The organism is Ruminococcus bromii (assembly GCF_002834225.1).
GTDB lineage: Bacteria > Bacillota > Clostridia > Oscillospirales > Acutalibacteraceae > Ruminococcoides > Ruminococcoides bromii.
In genome coordinates this window covers 1-16,415 of the sequence record NZ_NNSR01000072.1, presented here as the reverse complement: position 1 = coordinate 16,415, position 16,415 = coordinate 1, and the positions used below count along the sequence as shown (strand labels likewise).

16 protein-coding genes are annotated in these 16,415 nt (G+C 43.2%); 1 reads left to right on the top strand and 15 read right to left on the bottom strand.

Annotated features, from left to right (window positions below; genetic code table 11):
* Positions 1–361: 361 nt before the first annotated feature.
* The 14 genes from RBATCC27255_RS08065 to RBATCC27255_RS08000 form a co-directional block, all read right to left on the bottom strand.
* Positions 362–2,701: an ATP-dependent Clp protease ATP-binding subunit gene (locus RBATCC27255_RS08065; RefSeq protein WP_101029513.1), complete on the bottom strand. Its 2,340-nt coding sequence runs from the start codon at positions 2,699–2,701 to the stop codon at positions 362–364.
* Positions 2,702–2,803: 102 nt separating this feature from the next.
* Positions 2,804–3,421 carry a CDP-alcohol phosphatidyltransferase family protein gene (locus RBATCC27255_RS08060; protein WP_169923302.1) on the bottom strand — a complete coding sequence of 206 codons (618 nt, stop codon included), beginning with the start codon at positions 3,419–3,421 and terminating at the stop codon, positions 2,804–2,806.
* 24 nt (positions 3,422–3,445) lie between these two features.
* Entirely contained in the window at positions 3,446–4,120 is a 675-nt protein-coding gene (locus RBATCC27255_RS08055; protein WP_101029511.1) for a CvpA family protein, read from the bottom strand.
* A 5-nt stretch (positions 4,121–4,125) separates the two neighbouring features.
* Entirely contained in the window at positions 4,126–5,421 is a 1,296-nt protein-coding gene (locus tag RBATCC27255_RS08050; RefSeq protein ID WP_101029510.1) for a DUF5711 family protein, read from the bottom strand.
* Entirely contained in the window at positions 5,414–6,220 is an 807-nt protein-coding gene (gene truA / locus RBATCC27255_RS08045; RefSeq protein WP_101029509.1) for a tRNA pseudouridine(38-40) synthase TruA, read from the bottom strand. The genes RBATCC27255_RS08050 and truA overlap by 8 nt, the downstream gene beginning before the upstream one ends.
* The gene (locus RBATCC27255_RS08040) at positions 6,190–7,002 is read right to left on the bottom strand and encodes an energy-coupling factor transporter transmembrane component T family protein (RefSeq protein ID WP_046432606.1); all 813 of its coding nucleotides are present in this window, start codon (positions 7,000–7,002) and stop codon (positions 6,190–6,192) included. The genes truA and RBATCC27255_RS08040 overlap by 31 nt, the downstream gene beginning before the upstream one ends.
* On the bottom strand, positions 6,996–7,865 hold the full coding sequence (locus tag RBATCC27255_RS08035) for an energy-coupling factor transporter ATPase (protein ID WP_101029508.1): 870 nt from the start codon (positions 7,863–7,865) through the stop codon (positions 6,996–6,998). Before RBATCC27255_RS08035 ends, RBATCC27255_RS08040 begins: the two co-directional genes overlap by 7 nt.
* A complete protein-coding gene (locus tag RBATCC27255_RS08030) occupies positions 7,862–8,707 on the bottom strand; it encodes an energy-coupling factor transporter ATPase (RefSeq protein WP_101029507.1) in 846 nt (281 codons plus the stop codon). The genes RBATCC27255_RS08035 and RBATCC27255_RS08030 overlap by 4 nt, the downstream gene beginning before the upstream one ends.
* Before the next feature lie 3 nt (positions 8,708–8,710).
* Positions 8,711–9,574 carry a class I SAM-dependent rRNA methyltransferase gene (locus RBATCC27255_RS08025; protein ID WP_101029506.1) on the bottom strand — a complete coding sequence of 288 codons (864 nt, stop codon included), beginning with the start codon at positions 9,572–9,574 and terminating at the stop codon, positions 8,711–8,713.
* A complete protein-coding gene (gene glmM, locus RBATCC27255_RS08020) occupies positions 9,574–10,923 on the bottom strand; it encodes a phosphoglucosamine mutase (protein ID WP_101029505.1) in 1,350 nt (449 codons plus the stop codon). Before glmM ends, RBATCC27255_RS08025 begins: the two co-directional genes overlap by 1 nt.
* Positions 10,924–11,042: 119 nt before the next feature.
* On the bottom strand, positions 11,043–12,122 hold the full coding sequence (gene ruvB, locus RBATCC27255_RS08015) for a Holliday junction branch migration DNA helicase RuvB (RefSeq protein ID WP_046432628.1): 1,080 nt from the start codon (positions 12,120–12,122) through the stop codon (positions 11,043–11,045).
* A 12-nt stretch (positions 12,123–12,134) separates the two neighbouring features.
* Positions 12,135–12,737 carry a Holliday junction branch migration protein RuvA gene (gene ruvA, locus RBATCC27255_RS08010; protein ID WP_101029504.1) on the bottom strand — a complete coding sequence of 201 codons (603 nt, stop codon included), beginning with the start codon at positions 12,735–12,737 and terminating at the stop codon, positions 12,135–12,137.
* A gap of 2 nt (positions 12,738–12,739) precedes the next feature.
* Entirely contained in the window at positions 12,740–13,240 is a 501-nt protein-coding gene (gene ruvC, locus RBATCC27255_RS08005; protein ID WP_306526550.1) for a crossover junction endodeoxyribonuclease RuvC, read from the bottom strand.
* 150 nt (positions 13,241–13,390) lie between these two features.
* Positions 13,391–13,756 (bottom strand): hypothetical protein, encoded by a 366-nt coding sequence (locus tag RBATCC27255_RS08000; protein WP_101029503.1) that lies wholly within the window; start codon positions 13,754–13,756, stop codon positions 13,391–13,393.
* A 200-nt stretch (positions 13,757–13,956) separates the two neighbouring features.
* Between RBATCC27255_RS08000 and RBATCC27255_RS07995 the strand changes: the two genes are divergently transcribed.
* A complete protein-coding gene (locus RBATCC27255_RS07995; protein WP_101029502.1) occupies positions 13,957–14,964 on the top strand; it encodes a DUF2804 family protein in 1,008 nt (335 codons plus the stop codon).
* Between the two features lie 305 nt (positions 14,965–15,269).
* Here RBATCC27255_RS07995 and RBATCC27255_RS10485 read toward each other — a convergent pair.
* A partial coding sequence (locus RBATCC27255_RS10485) for a hypothetical protein (protein ID WP_101029501.1) occupies positions 15,270–16,415 on the bottom strand: 1,146 nt, incomplete at its 5' end.

The window sequence follows — 16,415 nt, the reverse complement described above, 5'->3', positions numbered from 1 at the left end:
TACACGAATTGGGTACGGGGCTCGCCGTGCGGGCGGATAATATCCGCCTCTACATTTAACGCAACTTCTATATATACAAAAACAATCGGGCGACAATGATTTGCATTTTGCAAACTGTATGCCCGACCACAATTTTACATTTTCAATTTTCAACTTTCAATTTTTAAAAAACTTCCGCTCGGGCATAATATGTTTTTTGATATTACAAACTATCTTCACGAATTGGGTACGGCGGCTCGCCGTGCGAGATTGTTCTTTAGCGGAATTATATTGCATATAAAAAATGCATACAAAAAATCGGGCAATCGTAATGACTGCCCGATATGCGAAAATTTTATGTGTTAACTTTTACCGTAAAAAATCAGATTGACTGAAGAACAGGCTCTCCGTTTTCGGCTGTAAGGTGCATTGCAGTAACACCGCCTGCACCTGCCTCAATCATTGCGTTTGCAATTTTCTCCTCAACCTCTCTGCGAATTGTGTTTCTGAGGTCACGAGCACCGCTTGCACCGTTGCATGACTTATCTGCAAGGAGCTGACAAACCTTTTCGTCAAATGTGAATTTGATGTGCTTTTCCTCAAGAGTCGGTACATACTCAGAGAGCATAAGGTCTGCAATCTTTACAAAATCGTCCTTTTTAAGGCTGTTGAATACGATAACCTCGTCTACTCTTGCGATAAATTCAGGACGGAGGAACTCGGAAAGTGCCTTCATAACCTTTTCTTTTGAGGCATCTTCTTCAGTCTTGCCAAAGCCTAATGCGCTGTCCTTTGACGCAGAGCCGGCATTTGAGGTCATAATGATAACAGTATTTTCAAAGTTTACTGTTCTGCCGTGAGCGTCTGTAACTCTGCCCTCGTCAAGAATTTGGAGCAAAATATTGAGAACATCGGGATGAGCCTTTTCGATTTCATCAAAGAGGAGAACCGAATAAGGTCTGCGGCGAACTTTCTCCGTTACCTGTCCTGCCTCATCGTAACCGACATATCCGGGCGGTGAACCGATAATTTTAGAAACCGAATGTTTCTCCATAAATTCACTCATATCAAGTCTGATGAGTGTTTCGGGGGTATCGAAAAGTTCCTTGCTGAGAACCTTTACAAGCTCTGTTTTACCGACACCTGTCGGACCTACAAAGATGAACGATGCAGGTCTGCGGCGAGGTGAAATCTGAACTCTGCTTCTTCTGATTGCAGATGCAAGAGCCTTTACAGCCTCGTCCTGACCGATAATTTTCTTTTTAAGCTCGTCCTCAAGGTTGGCAAGCTTTGAAAGCTCGTTTTCCTTGATTCTTGATGCGGGGATGCCTGTCCAGAGTTCGATTACCTTGGCGATATCCTCCTCTGTGACCTTTGAAACGAGAGTTTCGGGGTCAATTTCTTTAAGGTCGCTGTCAATTCTTGCAAGGCTTGTGTTGACCTCGGCAAGCTGTTCGTAGTTTACCTCATCGGCATTTGTAAGAGCGTCCTTTTTGATAAGAAGCTTCTGTCTTTCGTCCTCAAGCTTATCGTGACGCTCCATGCTTTTATTGCGGAGAGCGGCACAGGCACAGCTTTCATCAAGAAGGTCGATTGCTTTGTCGGGAAGAAAACGGTCTGTTATGTATCTTTCGGAAAGGATAACCGTCTTGCGAACGATATCATCGTCAACAATTACACGGTGATGTGCCTCATAATAGCCTTTTACGCCTGCGATAACATCAATTGACTGAGCGATTGTAGGCTCACCGACCTTTACAGGCTGAAATCTTCTTTCAAGTGCAGAATCCTTTTCGATATATTTTCTGTATTCGTTGAATGTTGTAGCACCGATAACCTGAACCTCGCCCCTTGAAAGAGCCGGTTTGAGGATATTTGCGGCATTCATTGTACCCTCGTTGTCACCTGTGCCGACAAGACTGTGAACCTCATCAATAAAGAGAATTATGTTGCCGTTCTCTTTTATTTCGGAAACAAGTCCTTTGATTCTGCTTTCAAACTGACCTCTGAACTGAGTACCCGCAACAAGTGAGGTGAGGTCAAGAAGCTGAATTTCCTTGTTTTTAAGTCTTTGAGGAACATTTCCTGCGGCAATGCGGAGAGCAAGCCCCTCTGCAATAGCGGTTTTACCTACACCTGGTTCACCGATAAGGCAAGGATTGTTCTTTGTTCTTCTTGAAAGAATCTGAATTACACGCTCAATCTCGCTGTCTCTGCCGACAATGCGGTCGATTTTGCCCTCTCTCGCCTTGCGTGTGAGGTCTTCACAGTAAAGATTGATGTGCTTTCTGTTCTTTTCTTTTTTCTCTTTTTTGCCCTTTTTATTGTTATCCTGATTTGTCGCATTGTTGTTCTGTCCGCCGAACATACTGTTGAAAAATGCAGGGAATGCAGGTGCACCGTGAGAGAAGTCATCATCCTCACTGCCGTCACCGTCTTTAGCAAAATCGCCCATCTGCTCGGCAAGGTTATCCGCACCAAGCTGTTCCATAAGCTGTGACATATCGCCGTCACCCATACTGTTCATGAGGGTATTCATCTGATCCTGAACATTTTCAAGGTCCTCGTCCGAGATACCCATTTTGCTGATAAGATCCTCAACCGGCTTGATTCCAAGCTCTTTTGCACAGGTAAGGCAATAACCTGCCGTCGGGGCGTCTTTGGAATTATTATTTGAAACGAAAACAACCGCAGGGCGTTTTCCGCATCTTGTACAAAGCATAGCATACTCCTTTTTAGGACACCAAATTGCACATTTGCTGTCATGGTAATATAAGAATTATACAACTGTTTAACAAATAATTCAATATTTATTTGTCGGAATTTATTTATTTTTAATGTCAGCTGTCTTTTTAAGTGATTCGTTGTACTCTTTAATCATTGCAAAATAGATTTTTCCGTAACGATAAAGTGCATAAAGCATTGACGCTGCGGTAACTGAAAGCAACACAAGGTCAAGCACCATATTTTCGTAAGCGAAGAATGCTTTCAAAAATACGATAAGACATACGGAAAAGTAGAAAATAATTGTTCCGACCTTTCCGTACCAGTTAGCGGAAGGCGGTGTGAGCCTTTTCTTAATTAAATCAGCACCGCCGATGAGCATAAGAAGGTCTTTGACCAAAAGCGTCACAAGAATCGGAAGAACCATAGGCACATAAATCACCATACAGATAACGACCGCAAAAAGCGTTACCTTGTCTGCAATGGGATCAAGGATTTTCCCGAGAGGAGTTACCTGATTGAGTTTTCTGGCAGCCATTCCGTCAAAGCAATCGGTAAGTCCCGACAAACCTATACATATTGCCGCATATATATACTGTTCCGCAAGGAAAAAATATACGAACGGGATTATAAGCACAAATCTTACATAAGTTATAATATTAGGTATAGCAACCAAATCGGATGTTTTAAAGCTCCACACATCTTTTTCTTTTTCCATTACTGTTCCCTCCTGTTTCTTCATTCAGACTGCAACACTGAAAAATTTAAAAACAGCACCTGAAATCATAGGGCTATTAAGCATTTCGGGATTTGAAAACTCAAGCACTCCCGAATAGATATTTACGGCAAAAAATACAAGGATTGCCGCCTCCGCAAGTCCGAATACACCGCCCAATAACTGATTGACCTGTTTAACAACCGGTATTTTGAATACCTTTGCAAGTTTATTAACAAGCAACTTGATAAGTATAAAGACAATTATTGAGATTACCGCACCGATAACCATTTGAAAAAATCCTGTTATAATTGGCTGTATCAGCTGTTCAACCGATACGGATACGGTTGTAGCCGTCTGATTCGGAATTTGAAAGTCATTAGTATAGATACTTGCATCTGTTCCAAAAAGAGAAAGGAAAAATCCCATCATCCCCATTGCCCAGTCCGGAAGAGCAGAAAAGCTGTTTGCTATTGCTGCGTTAATGCCCTGTGTGTCTATCATCTGCTGCAAATTTGTTATCAAAGTCTGCTGAACAAATGCCGTATAAACCCACGATGCAAGAAAAGCTGAAATGTGATACGCAAGAAAGCCCGTGAGAGCCACTCCTGCGATATTGAGAATTGTAATTGCAATTCCACGCTTAAAGTCAATCATGAACAAAAGCGCAAATATTGCAATAATTATTATATCTGCAATCAAATTTATTACTCCTGTTTTGAAGTTTCGGCGGTATCGCTGCTGGATACGCTGTCAAGGTCGATGAATCTGATTTGATTTACGCTTAGAATATAAGCGGTATAATCGGACGCAAGCACAACCTTTTTTGAACCCGTTCCCGAATTTGCCGAGTATAGCAAATCACCTTTTTGATTATAACCGTAAACAACATTGCCGTCAAGAATTGCAGCCGTTCCCTTGTAAACCGAAATTGAGTCGGCTTTGTGTTCGGTATTGATTGTGTTCAGAACCTCGCCGTTTTTATTATAGTTTATGAGAGCAACGCTCCTGCCGTCACCGCTTCTTGAAAGAGCCATTGTATATGATGAAGTGTCTGTGTTAAAGCAATAATTTGAAAGGGTCTTTCCGTCGTAGCTGACGGTCTTGTAATTTTTCTCGCCCTTGTTTACAATGTAGCTTGCCTGTGAACCGATAAGTACAGCTGTGTCAGATGTAAGATACTTGCAGTCAATAACAGAATCCCCTTTTACGGTGTATGTTGAAACAGGCTTGTCCTGTGAAAAATCAAGAACATAAACGCCTGTTACAACCGAGCCTTTATCGCTTGAAATGCCTGTTGCAATACAGCCGGAACCGTCTTTGTTGACAGCAACCGAAGTTATGTAATATTCCGAAAAAGAATATTTATAGATTCTGTTGTTATTTTTGCTGTAAGCATACAGCGTAGTAAGATAACCGGTATCCTCTGTTACCAGGCAATATGTACCGTTTGACGCAATATCTGCGGTATAGATTTTGTTATCGGCAGTACCCGAATAAAGCTTTTCGTCAAAGCTGCTTATCTCATAGCTTGAACCGCCGATTCCGTATGTAAGAAATCTGTTTTCATTGTTTTTCATTACGGGATTTGAATGTGTAAGCTGAAGTCGTGCAACCTCTGTACCGGAGCTTGTCAGGGTTACAAAAGAGGTATCGGAAGCATACACTGCGTGTCCCTGCGACACGGCAAAGTTACCTGATGAAACCTCTGAACCGATAATGTCAACGGGATAACCGTGACCTGCATTTCCGAGTACATCATAAGTCCACCAGTTTGAGATGTTCTCCCATGTAAGCTTATCACGGTTTGCAAAGGCAAAAACTATAAGTCCTGCCGCAATGGCAATACACGCACCGAGTACGATTTTCTTGACAGCCTGCGGCGACATTTCGGTTTTTTCCTGTTCATAATCGTCAAGAGGCATATCCTCATAGCTCATTACATCTCTGTCGGATTTATGTGTTTTTCGTTTTGAATAATGTCCTTTAAACTTTTTAAACATCAGTGTTCACTCCTTTTTGTGAACTGTTGTCATTTTCATAATTCACACGATTCAGGTACAATCCGCAAGCCTGTGCGGTGGGACCCGAATATTTTCTGTTTTTCTTTTCTATAATGGAGGGGATTTCATCGGGAGCAATTTTACCCTGCTGAATTCTGAGAAGTGTTCCCACCATAATACGAACCATATTATACAAAAAGCCGTCAGCCTCAACCTTCATTGTAACAAGGTCGCCCTCACGGGTTACCGAAAAGGCTTTTACATTTCTGGTCATATCCCCTTTTTCACGGTTATCAAGCGTGCAAAAGGAAGTGAAATCGTGTCTGCCGACATATGCCTGAGCGGCTTTGTCGAGCAGATTTTCGTCAATTTTGTATCTGTAATGAAGTGCGTATCCGTCAAGAAACGGATTTCGCACCTCGCTGTTCCAGATTTTGTAGATATATTCCTTGCTTGTGCAGGAATAGCGGGCGTGAAAATCGGGTGCAACCTCTTTGCAGTCAAGAACCGCAATGCTTAGCGGCAGCCAGCGGTTAAGCGCCGCCTTGAGCCTTTCGGGCTTTATGGGATGTTCTGTTTTAAGGCTGATGCAGTACATATTTGCGTGAACTCCGCTGTCTGTGCGACTGCATCCCTTTACATCAAAGTCATCACCGATAATCTTAGAAAGAGCAGTTTGAAAAGCCTCCTGAACCGTCATTGCGTTCTGCTGAATCTGCCAGCCGTGGAACTCTTTTCCGTCATATGAAATTGTGAGAAGAAGATTTCTTAAACTGCCGCAGGCAGGAATATGTTGCATAAAATCACTCCGCCGATTAGAAGTGCGACCATTACAAAGGATACATAGTCACGCTTTGCCATATGAATAGTTTTCATTCGTGTTCTTCCTGTTCCGCCACGGTAGCAACGGCACTCCATAGCTGTTGCAAGCTCATATGCTCTTCTGAATGCCGAAACAAAAAGCGGAATAAGAATAGGGATAAACGCCTTTACCCTCTGAATAATATTACCCGACTCCATATCGGCACCTCGTGCCTTTTGAGCCTGAGTAATTTTGTCGGTTTCTTCAAGAAGTGTGGGAACAAATCTTAAAGCAAGCGACATCATCATTGCAATCTCGTGAACGGGAAAGTGCAGTTTTGCAAGCGGCTTCATCAGTCTTTCAATTGCATCCGTAAGCTCTGTCGGAGAGGTTGTGAATGTAAGACAGGAGCTTGCAAGGATAAGACAGATGATTCTTACCGAAACAAAAATTGCTCTGTTAATGCCGTTTAAGGTAATTTTGAAAATTCCCCATTGTACAAGCGGATCACCCGAACCGTAGAACACATTGAGAATTGAGGTTACTATTATAATAAATATAATTACTTTCATGCTTTTGAAATAGAACTTTGCAGGCACCTTGCTTGCCGCAACAAAAAGTGCGGTAAAAAGCACAACAAGTGCAAGCGAAGCATAATTAAAAGTACAGAAAATAATTACGAGAAATCCGACAAGCATAATCAGCTTTGCACGGGGATCACATTTGTGGATTACGCTATTCGCAGGAAAATACTGACCGAACGCAACATCTCTTACCATATTTTACCCTCCTTGTCAAGCAGTGAGGAAATACAGTCCATTGCCTCATCAACAGTAAGTATTCCTTCGGGAACATTAAAACCTTTTTCACGCAGATCAAGCATAATCTTGGTTATCTGCGGTACTCGAAGTCCTATTTCTTCAAGCTCTCTTCCCTTTGAGAAAACTTCTTTTGTCTTATCAAACATAACGAGGTTTGACTTGTTCATAACGATTATCTTATCGGCAACCCTTGCAATGTCTTCCATGCTGTGGGATACAAGGATAACTGTGTTTTTGCGTTCCTTGTGATACTGCACAATCTGGCTCAACAGCACATCTCTGCCCATAGGATCAAGACCTGCGGTCGGTTCGTCAAGAACAAGAACCTCGGGATTCATTGCAATAACACCTGCAATTGCCGCCCTTCTCTTTTCACCGCCCGAAAGGTCGAACGGAGATTTTTCAAGAAGTTCATCTTTAAGTCCGGTAAATCTTGCGGCATCATTTACCGCTTTTTCAAGCTCTGCACCGCTCTTGCCCATATTCGTAGGGCCGAATGCGATATCCTTGGCAACGGTTTCTTCAAAAAGCTGATATTCTGGATACTGAAATACCATTCCGACTTTGAAACGGATTTTTCTGATATCCTTGGGATTTGCCCAGATATCCTCGCCGTCAAGAAGAACCTGTCCCGAAGTTGGTTTCATAAGTCCGTTGAGCATTTGAACAAGTGTTGACTTGCCCGAGCCCGTGTGTCCCATAATGCCGATAAACTCGCCCTTTTCAATTGAAAGGCTAACATTATTGACTGCGGTTTTCTCAAACGGAGTGCCTGTTCCGTAAACATAGCTTAAATTTTTCAGTTCAAGCACCTTGCTCATGACAGCACCTCCTCAAGCATTTTTACACATTGCTCTGCATTGAGAGGAAGTTTATCAAATTTTACTCCGCACCCCCTGAGTCTGTATGCAAGCTCTGTTGCCTGCGGAACATCAAGGCGGTGTTTTTTGAGGAGTTCCACCTGTGAAAAAACATCTTCGGGTGTACCCTGAGTGAGGATTTTTCCTGCGTCCATAACGACAACTCTGTCGGCAAGGACTGCCTCTTCCATATAGTGTGTGATGAGGACAACCGTCATATTCTTTTCACGGTTGAGTTTTAAAAGCGTTGTCATTACCTCGTCACGGCCGTTAGGGTCGAGCATTGCCGTTGGTTCGTCAAGAACTATGCACTGTGGCTGCATTGCAAGAATTCCCGCAATTGCAATACGCTGTTTCTGACCGCCAGAAAGCTTGAACGGGGCGTGTTCACGGTAATCGTACATATCAACGGCTTTTAGGGCATCGTCAACCCTCTGTCGAATCTCCTTTGGCGGTATTCCGAGGTTTTCGGGGCCGAAAGCAACATCTTCCTCAACAACGCTTGCAACAAGCTGGTTGTCGGGATTTTGAAGTACAAGTCCCACTTTTTCTCTTATGTCATATGTCTTGTTTTCATCTGATGTGTCATCTCCGTCAACATACACTTTGCCCTTATCCGGCAATAGCATTGCGTTGAGATGTTTTGCAACAGTTGACTTTCCGCATCCGTTGTGACCGAGAAGGGCAACAAATTCACCCTTTTCGATGTTGAGAGAAACACCGTCAACCGCATTTTTGTACGGCTGACCGCTTTCAATGTCGGAATATGAAAAGCTGATGTTGTCAAGTGAAATAAAGCTCATTTATTATTTCTCCCATATTGCGGTTGAGCCGCACGGCAATACAAGTCCCGTGTCGCTCACCTTCAGTCCTATTTCATCGCTTGATACTTTTCCGCCGAAGTACTTCTGCAAAAGAACTCCGAGCAAATACTCCATTACAGCGGGAGAAAGTCCCGTTGTGTAAGAATTGAGAATGAAAAACAGCGGATTGTCCGAAAGGACCTGCTTGCACAGGGTTACGAGCGAATAAAGCTGTTCTTCAAGCTTCCAGACCTCACCGCCAGGACCTCTGCCGTATGACGGAGGATCCATAATGATTCCGTCATACCTGTTGCCACGGCGGATTTCACGCTGTACAAATTTTACGCAATCGTCAACGAGCCAACGGACAGGTCTGTCGGCAATACCGCTTGATGCGGCATTTTCCTTTGCCCACTGAACCATGCCCTTTGATGCGTCAACATGGCAAACGGTTGCGCCTGCGTTCATACACGCAAGAGTTGCACAGCCTGTGTAACCGAAAAGGTTGAGAATTTTAAGCGGTCTGTTTTCGTTTTTAATTTTTTCTGCGGCAAAATCCCAGTTAACTGCCTGTTCGGGGAACACACCCGTGTGCTTGAATCCCATAGGCTTGATGTTGAAAACGAGGTTGCCGTAATTTACAGTCCAGCGGTCGGGAACTTTTTTGTACTGCTCCCAACTTCCTCCGCCACGATTTGAACGGTGGTAACGGGCATGTGCCGAATACCAAAGAGGATTTTTCTTTTCGCTTGACCAGATAATCTGCGGATCGGGACGGATAAGGATTATATCTCCCCATCTTTCAAGTCTTTCCCCGTCAGAGGTATCTATAAGTTCATAATCTTTCCATTTATCAGATAATCGCATTATGCAAGTCTTTCCCTTACTACCTGTGCGGCTTCTTCCGCAAGGTTCTGAATTTCTTCGAGGTTTTCGCCCTCGAGCATTACTCTTACGAGAGGTTCTGTTCCCGATACACGAACAAGGATTCTGCCTCTGTCACCGAGGATTTCGCTCACTCTTTCGATTTCAGCCTTGATTTCCCTGTCTGTATAGAATGAGAGCTTGCCCTCTCTGCTTACTTTAACATTGATAAGCACCTGCGGCAGACGCTCCATAATCTTTGCAAGCTGACTGAGCTTTTCGCCTGTTCTCTTCATAATGCTGAGAATCATTGCGCCTGAAAGCTGACCGTCGCCTGTTGTTGCGTAGTCAAGCAAAATGATGTGACCGCTCTGCTCGCCGCCGATGTTGTAGCCCTCCTGCATCATAGCCTCAAGAACATATCTGTCGCCAACCTTTGTTGAAACAAAGTGCATATCGTTTTCTTCACAAAACTTGTTAAAGCCCATGTTTGTCATAATTGTTCCGACAACAGCATTCTTTTTGAGTACTCCTCTCTGCTTCATATCATTTGCACAGATTGCAATAAGGTAATCGCCGTCAACAAGGTTTCCGTTTTCGTCAACCGCAAGACATCTGTCGGCGTCACCGTCAAAGGCAAGGCCGCATGAAAGCTTGTGTTCACGAACATACTTCTGCAATTTGCTCATATGAGTTGAACCGCAGTCACGGTTGATGTTCACACCGTCAGGCTCGTCAAAAAGCATATGAACCTTTGCACCAAGCTTTGTGAAAAGCTTTTCGGCTGTTCTTGAAGAAGAACCGTTTGAGCAGTCAAGTGCAATTTCCATACCCTCAAAGTTGCAGTCAACTGCCGAAACAAGGTGGTCAATATACAAATCAGCCGCCTCTGTATCATATGTTACTCTGCCGATATTTTCATCTGTTGCTGATGCATACGGTACAACATGGTCAAGTACGATTTCTTCAATTCTGTTTTCGAGGGCATCGGGGAGCTTGCATCCGTCAGAGCTGAAAATTTTGATACCGTTAAATTCAAACGGGTTGTGTGATGCGGAAATCATAATACCTGCGTCGGCATTATATTTGCCTACAAGATAAGCAACCGCAGGAGTAGGAACTACCCCGAGAATGTGAACATTTGCACCTACCGAGCAAAGTCCTGCGATAAGTGCGCCCTCGAGCATATCGCCCGAAAGTCTTGTGTCCTTACCGATTAAAATTGTGGGGTGTTCAACCTCATCGCTGATAAGAACCATTGCCGCCGCTCTGCCTATATTCATTGCAAGTTCGGGTGTAAGCTCTGCGTTTGCAACACCTCTTGCACCGTCTGTGCCGAATAATCTTCCCATTATATATATTCCTCCGTTAAATAATTTGTAGATTGTAAATTTTCAAAACTGAAATTTTCGGTATAACCCAAGTAAAAGCCTTGCACTCTGTTGAATTATACACTCATATTGTGACTGATTTATGACTCCCTGTCACCAAAGAGAGTCGGCTGTGTTGGCTGTGCATTTACAACACCCTTAGGAAATTCACAGCCGAGATGCTTGCAGGCCTCGGCAGTTATGCATCTGCCCCTCGGTGTTCTGCTGACAAAACCTATCTGCAAAAGATACGGTTCATAGACATCTTCGATTGTTACAGCCTCTTCACCGATTGCCGCCGCAAGCGTTTCAAGTCCGACAGGACCGCCGTTGTAAAAACGAACGATTGCCTCAAGCATTCTTCTGTCGTTGCGGTCAAGACCGAGTTCGTCAATTTCGAGTCTGTCAAGTGCTGTCCTTGCGGTTTCAAGTGTGATGACACCGTTTGACATAACCTGTGCAAAGTCACGCACACGCTTTAAAAGTCGGTTTGCAATTCGTGGTGTTCCCCTTGAACGGGACGCAATTTCAAGCGCACCGTCATGTTCAATTTTTATTCCGAGGATTCCGGCACTTCTTTCAACAATCTGTGCAAGCTCCTCGGGAGTGTAGAGCTCAAGTCTTAACACCACACCGAAACGGTCACGCAAAGGGGCGGTCAGCTGACCTGCTCTTGTGGTTGCCCCGACAAGTGTAAATTTTGGCAACGGCAGATGATACGAAGCCGCCATCTGACCTTTACCCGTGATGATGTCAATTGCAAAGTCCTCCATTGAAGGGTAAAGTATTTCTTCAACGGAACGGCTCAGTCTGTGAATTTCGTCAATAAAAAGCACATCGCCCTCGTTAAGGTTGGTAAGCAATGCCGCAAGGTCGCCCGGCTTTTCAATTGCAGGGCCTGAGGTTATTCTCATTGACACACCGAGTTCATTCGCAATGATTCCCGAAAGAGTTGTTTTACCGAGTCCCGGAGGGCCGTAGAGCAGTACATGGTCAAGGGTTTCGCCTCTGATTTTTGCCGCCTCGATAAAAACCTTGAGGTTTTCCTTTGCCTTTTCCTGTCCTATGTATTCCGAAAGTGTTTTCGGTCGCAGAGGGTTGTCGCTCTCTGCCGTATCTTCGGGAATTTCGGAAGTATCGGTTATTCTGTTTTCAAAATCAAATTCATCCGAGAATTCCATTTTACTCATATATTACTGTCTTCCCATCTGTTTTAATGTGAGCGAAATAAGCTGTTCAACAGGCAAGGCGCTGTCGAGTGCTGCAAGCACGGGCGAAACATCCGAAGGAGAATAGCCCAAAACTCCGAGAGCCTCAATTGCTTTCGGAACATTTCCCGTTGAAACATTCACGCTGTTCTGTGCCGCCTGTGCAAAGGAACTGTCCTCTTTAGCCGCTTTTGCAAGCTTGTCCTTGAGTTCAAGAACAATTCTCTGTGCAATTTTTTTGCCTATTCCCTGTGCTCTTGTAATTGTTTTGAGGTCATCGGAGGCAATCGCCATTGCAACCTGTTCGGGACTGAGTTCCGACAAAACCGCAAGTCCTGCCTTTGGACCTACACCGCTTACGCTGATGAGGTTTTTAAAGGTTTCAAGCTCTGCCTTTGTTGCAAAGCCGAAAAGGTCAACCGCATCTTCCCTTACATTAAGGTAGGTGTAGAGCGTTACCTCTGTGTTGAGCTTTACGGCTTTGAGTGTGTTCATTGTTGTCTGGCACATATAGCCGACACCGCCGCACTCTACTACCGCCGCATTTGATTCTATAGCAATAAGTTTTCCTCTTACGGAATAAAGCATATTTAAAGTCCCTTTCCGTACATTACTCTTCTGAGCTGTGAGCCTGCCGCCTGTGTGTGACAGATTGCAATTGCAAGTGCGTCACAGGTATCATCGGGTTTCGGGATTTCTTTCAGCTTTAAAAGCCTTGCGGTCATTTCCATAACCTGCGGTTTTTTAGCCTTGCCGTATCCCGTTACAGCCGTTTTGACCTGAAGAGGAGTGTACTCAAAGATTGGTATTTTAAGTTTTTGTGCCGCAAGCAGGGTTACTCCCCTTGCCTGAGCAACATTGATAGCCGTTTTCTGATTGGTCTGAAAGTAAAGTTTTTCGATTGCAAGAGCGTCGGGGCGACATCTGTTGAGAATAGCATAGGTTTCGTCATAGATGTACTCAAGCCGTTTGTTAAAATCAGTTCCGGCAACGGTTTCAATTGCACCGTAACCGAGAGTTTTATATGTATTCGATTGAAAATTGATTGCTCCCCAACCTACAATGGCATATCCGGGATCAATTCCAAACACTACCAAAACAATACCTCCGAAAAAATCCAAAAATGGCATAATAACATAGCTTAAAACATTATAACACACACAACTTTATTTATCAATAAAATTATTCGTTAATCTGCGTATTCCGCTCAAAATGTACATAAGAAACTTTGAACGACTGATTTACTCGGTTTTTTGCGTGTTATCGGCACGGCTGAGCGTGATTTTTGAACCGTTGTATGACAAATCAAGCTTTTTTCCGTGGGGAATATATTCAAATGTGTAGTTTCTGTAAAGTTTCGGCACAAATATGACAAGCGTTGTATCATCGACAACATATTTTCCGCAAAGCTCCGCCTTGTCTTTTCCGCTCATCATAATAAGGGACGCATTGTCGCCGTCAAACGAAAGGCTTATCCTTCCGCCGCCGTCAAGCTCTGCACTCCAGTCTGTGCAGGTAAGCTCGTTTTGATATCCCGATGTGTCGGCACTGCATGAACAAAGCAGAAAACATAAGCAGATTAAAAGCAAAATGACAAATTTCTTCATAAAAACCGCCCTCACAGGTGTATGATAGTATTACAAGTTTATGCACCAAAAATATATATCAGTACATACGATAGTGTTCGGATGCGGAAAATCGAAATTTACAGTTTTGTTATAATTCTTGAAAAGCATAATTATTTTGTGTATATTGTATGGTGTGATTTTATGGGAAATTTTAAAAACGAGAACACGGAGGGATTGTTTTGCAACATGAGATAACCGAAAAGCATAATGTTTTTGAAGAAAACGGAGAGGTTATGTGTGCAGGCTGGGCAAGAACGCCTGTTTTTGAATATAACAGCGAACAGAGCAAAACAAGAGGAAAACACAGCGAAAGGGATTGCTATTTCATAAGCAACACAGAGGTATCGCTCTATCTTTCGGTTGAAAATCTGGGCATGGAATTTGCGGTAAAAATTGCGGTTGCCGACCTTAAAAGAGGCGGTGTGATTTATGATTGTGTTGTAAAAAAATTTGTTTTCAGCAAGAACGAGCTTCCCGAATCGGGCATTTCGGGAGAGCTTTTGTACACGGACAAAAGACTTCAGCTGCAGCTTACAAACACACCGAACGGAAGATTTTTAAAATGTGATTTTATCGACTTTGGCGGCATAAAAAATCTTTACTTTAACATTAATCTCAAAAAGACGGCAGGAGAAAGTCTTAACGAAATTGCACCATTTGAGAGGGACAGAAAATATTTTTATCTCAAACGCTTTGTTCCCAAATTTGTCGCAGGCGGAATTATTCGTGTGGGCGGTATGGAATATTCCTTAAACGAAACAACCACTAACGCATATTTTGATTGGACACGCTTTTCAAAGCCGAGAAAGCATAATTATCAGAGATTAAGCTCCGACTGCTTTATTGACGGAAAACGCTTTTCCCTCTGCCTTGCAAGCAGAGTAGGCGATAACCGTTACGGCAACGAAAACTGCTTTTTCACTGACGGGCATCTTGAAAAGCTGTCACAGATAAATGTTAAAAGTACAGGCGGAAATCTTGACAGACCGTGGTACTTCAAGGCAGGATATTCCGCAGTTGACATTACATTTAAGCCGTTTACGGTAAAAGGCGAGGCAATGGCGGCATATATGGACAAAACAACGGTGATTTTCGGCAGACTGTACGGAGAACTAAAGAGAGTAGATATGGATAAACCCATTGTACTTGACAATTCACAGGCGCACATTGTTCTGACGGAATTTTAAAAATACAATTGACAAAAATAAACACGGCTTTTATTGTGTCAGAATATTTGAGCTTAAACATAACAGATTCTAATTTTGCCAAAATTATGTATCCTGCTTTGCACACGAACGAGAAAACACGGTTCTCCCCTACAATTGATTTCACAAACGATTACAATACTATGCTCGGGCATACTTTACGAACAGGAAACTTGGGTGCGCCGTGCTTTTGTACAAAACAAGTCAGGCTGTGAAGAACGAAGTCTTAAACTTCATTTCTTCACAGCCCTATCTTATTTAGTATTTATACTTGTTATCGAATTTAATTATCTGTACTCCCAGTGACCGCCGTCTTTGACTTTCTCGTCATAGGCTTCTTTCCAGTAGCCGTCTTCTACTGTTTTGGTTCCTGTTTTTACATATTCCTCTTCCACATGATAAGCTCCAGCACCATTTTCTTCTGCTTCCCAAAGAAGATGCTGTTTTCTCAGATTAGCATCTGATAACTTCATACCGCAATTATTGCATACATATACTCCTACCCATTCATATACATCTTCCTCGTGAGTACCCGTTACAATCCATTTTCTTTCGTGGTGAACTGTTTTGTAGTCATCTACCCATACCTTCTTTTTTGGCTTTGCTGTAGGTGTTTCAGTCTTTGAGGACTCACTCGGCTTAGATGCTGGCTTAGATGTTGGCTTCTGAGCTGGCTTTGTGTCGTTCTTTGAAGAGTTGCTCGGCTTAGATGCTGGCTTCTTGTCATTCTTAGAAGTGTCAACCTTTGATGTATTTGTCTTTGAAGAGTTGTCTTTTTTAGATGTATTTGACTTAGTATCTTCTTTCTTTTCGGTGTTACCCTTATTGCTGTTATTGTTGTTAGATACCGTAGTTTTTACATCGTCAACCTTAACTGTAACTGTCTTACCGTCATCGGTTTTTACTTCTACCTTACCGTCTTTTACTTCGACTTTCTTGCCATTCTTATCTGTGATGTTGCCGTCTTTGTCGACCTTGATTTCACCCTTGTCTACCAAATCTTTAACTGCCTTTGGTACTGTAGTTTTAGGTACAGTTGTTGGAACAGTTGATGTCTGTACGGTTGAAGATATTACTGACGGTTCTGTCGGTTCTTTCTCAGCGTTACAGCCTGCAAGAATGCTTATGCCGACTGCTGATGTGCCTGCAAGTATTGTAGCACCGCAGACAACGGCAATTACCTTGGTTTTTACTGTCGCAGTTGCTGTTGCCTTTACAATAGATGAAACTGTTGACTTTGCACCTGTCGCAAAGCCTTTTGTTGCAGATGTTGCAAGTGTCTGTCCGTTCGGGAGCTTGATTGTAATGTTCGGTACTGCAAGGCTCTTTGCTTCTTCCTTGAAAATAGTTGTAAAGAAAGGTACAACAACAACACCGTGAAGCTTGTCACCGCTTTTGTTTTCGTAATCTTCAATTGCAGTTTTCATCTTTGC

What these genes read in the sequence shown, in the direction of transcription:
- ruvA (WP_101029504.1), bottom strand. Translation starts at nt 12,737, where the DNA reads ATGCTTTATTCCGTAAGAGGAAAACTTATTGCTATAGAATCAAATGCG.
- RBATCC27255_RS08050 (WP_101029510.1), bottom strand. Translation starts at nt 5,421, where the DNA reads ATGTTTAAAAAGTTTAAAGGACATTATTCAAAACGAAAAACACATAAA.
- RBATCC27255_RS08025 (WP_101029506.1), bottom strand. Translation starts at nt 9,574, where the DNA reads ATGCGATTATCTGATAAATGGAAAGATTATGAACTTATAGATACCTCT.
- RBATCC27255_RS08030 (WP_101029507.1), bottom strand. Translation starts at nt 8,707, where the DNA reads ATGAGCTTTATTTCACTTGACAACATCAGCTTTTCATATTCCGACATT.
- RBATCC27255_RS08065 (WP_101029513.1), bottom strand. Translation starts at nt 2,701, where the DNA reads ATGCTTTGTACAAGATGCGGAAAACGCCCTGCGGTTGTTTTCGTTTCA.
- ruvB (WP_046432628.1), bottom strand. Translation starts at nt 12,122, where the DNA reads ATGGAATTCTCGGATGAATTTGATTTTGAAAACAGAATAACCGATACT.
- RBATCC27255_RS08000 (WP_101029503.1), bottom strand. Translation starts at nt 13,756, where the DNA reads ATGAAGAAATTTGTCATTTTGCTTTTAATCTGCTTATGTTTTCTGCTT.
- RBATCC27255_RS08060 (WP_169923302.1), bottom strand. Translation starts at nt 3,421, where the DNA reads ATGGAAAAAGAAAAAGATGTGTGGAGCTTTAAAACATCCGATTTGGTT.
- truA (WP_101029509.1), bottom strand. Translation starts at nt 6,220, where the DNA reads ATGCAACATATTCCTGCCTGCGGCAGTTTAAGAAATCTTCTTCTCACA.
- RBATCC27255_RS08040 (WP_046432606.1), bottom strand. Translation starts at nt 7,002, where the DNA reads ATGGTAAGAGATGTTGCGTTCGGTCAGTATTTTCCTGCGAATAGCGTA.
- RBATCC27255_RS08035 (WP_101029508.1), bottom strand. Translation starts at nt 7,865, where the DNA reads ATGAGCAAGGTGCTTGAACTGAAAAATTTAAGCTATGTTTACGGAACA.
- glmM (WP_101029505.1), bottom strand. Translation starts at nt 10,923, where the DNA reads ATGGGAAGATTATTCGGCACAGACGGTGCAAGAGGTGTTGCAAACGCA.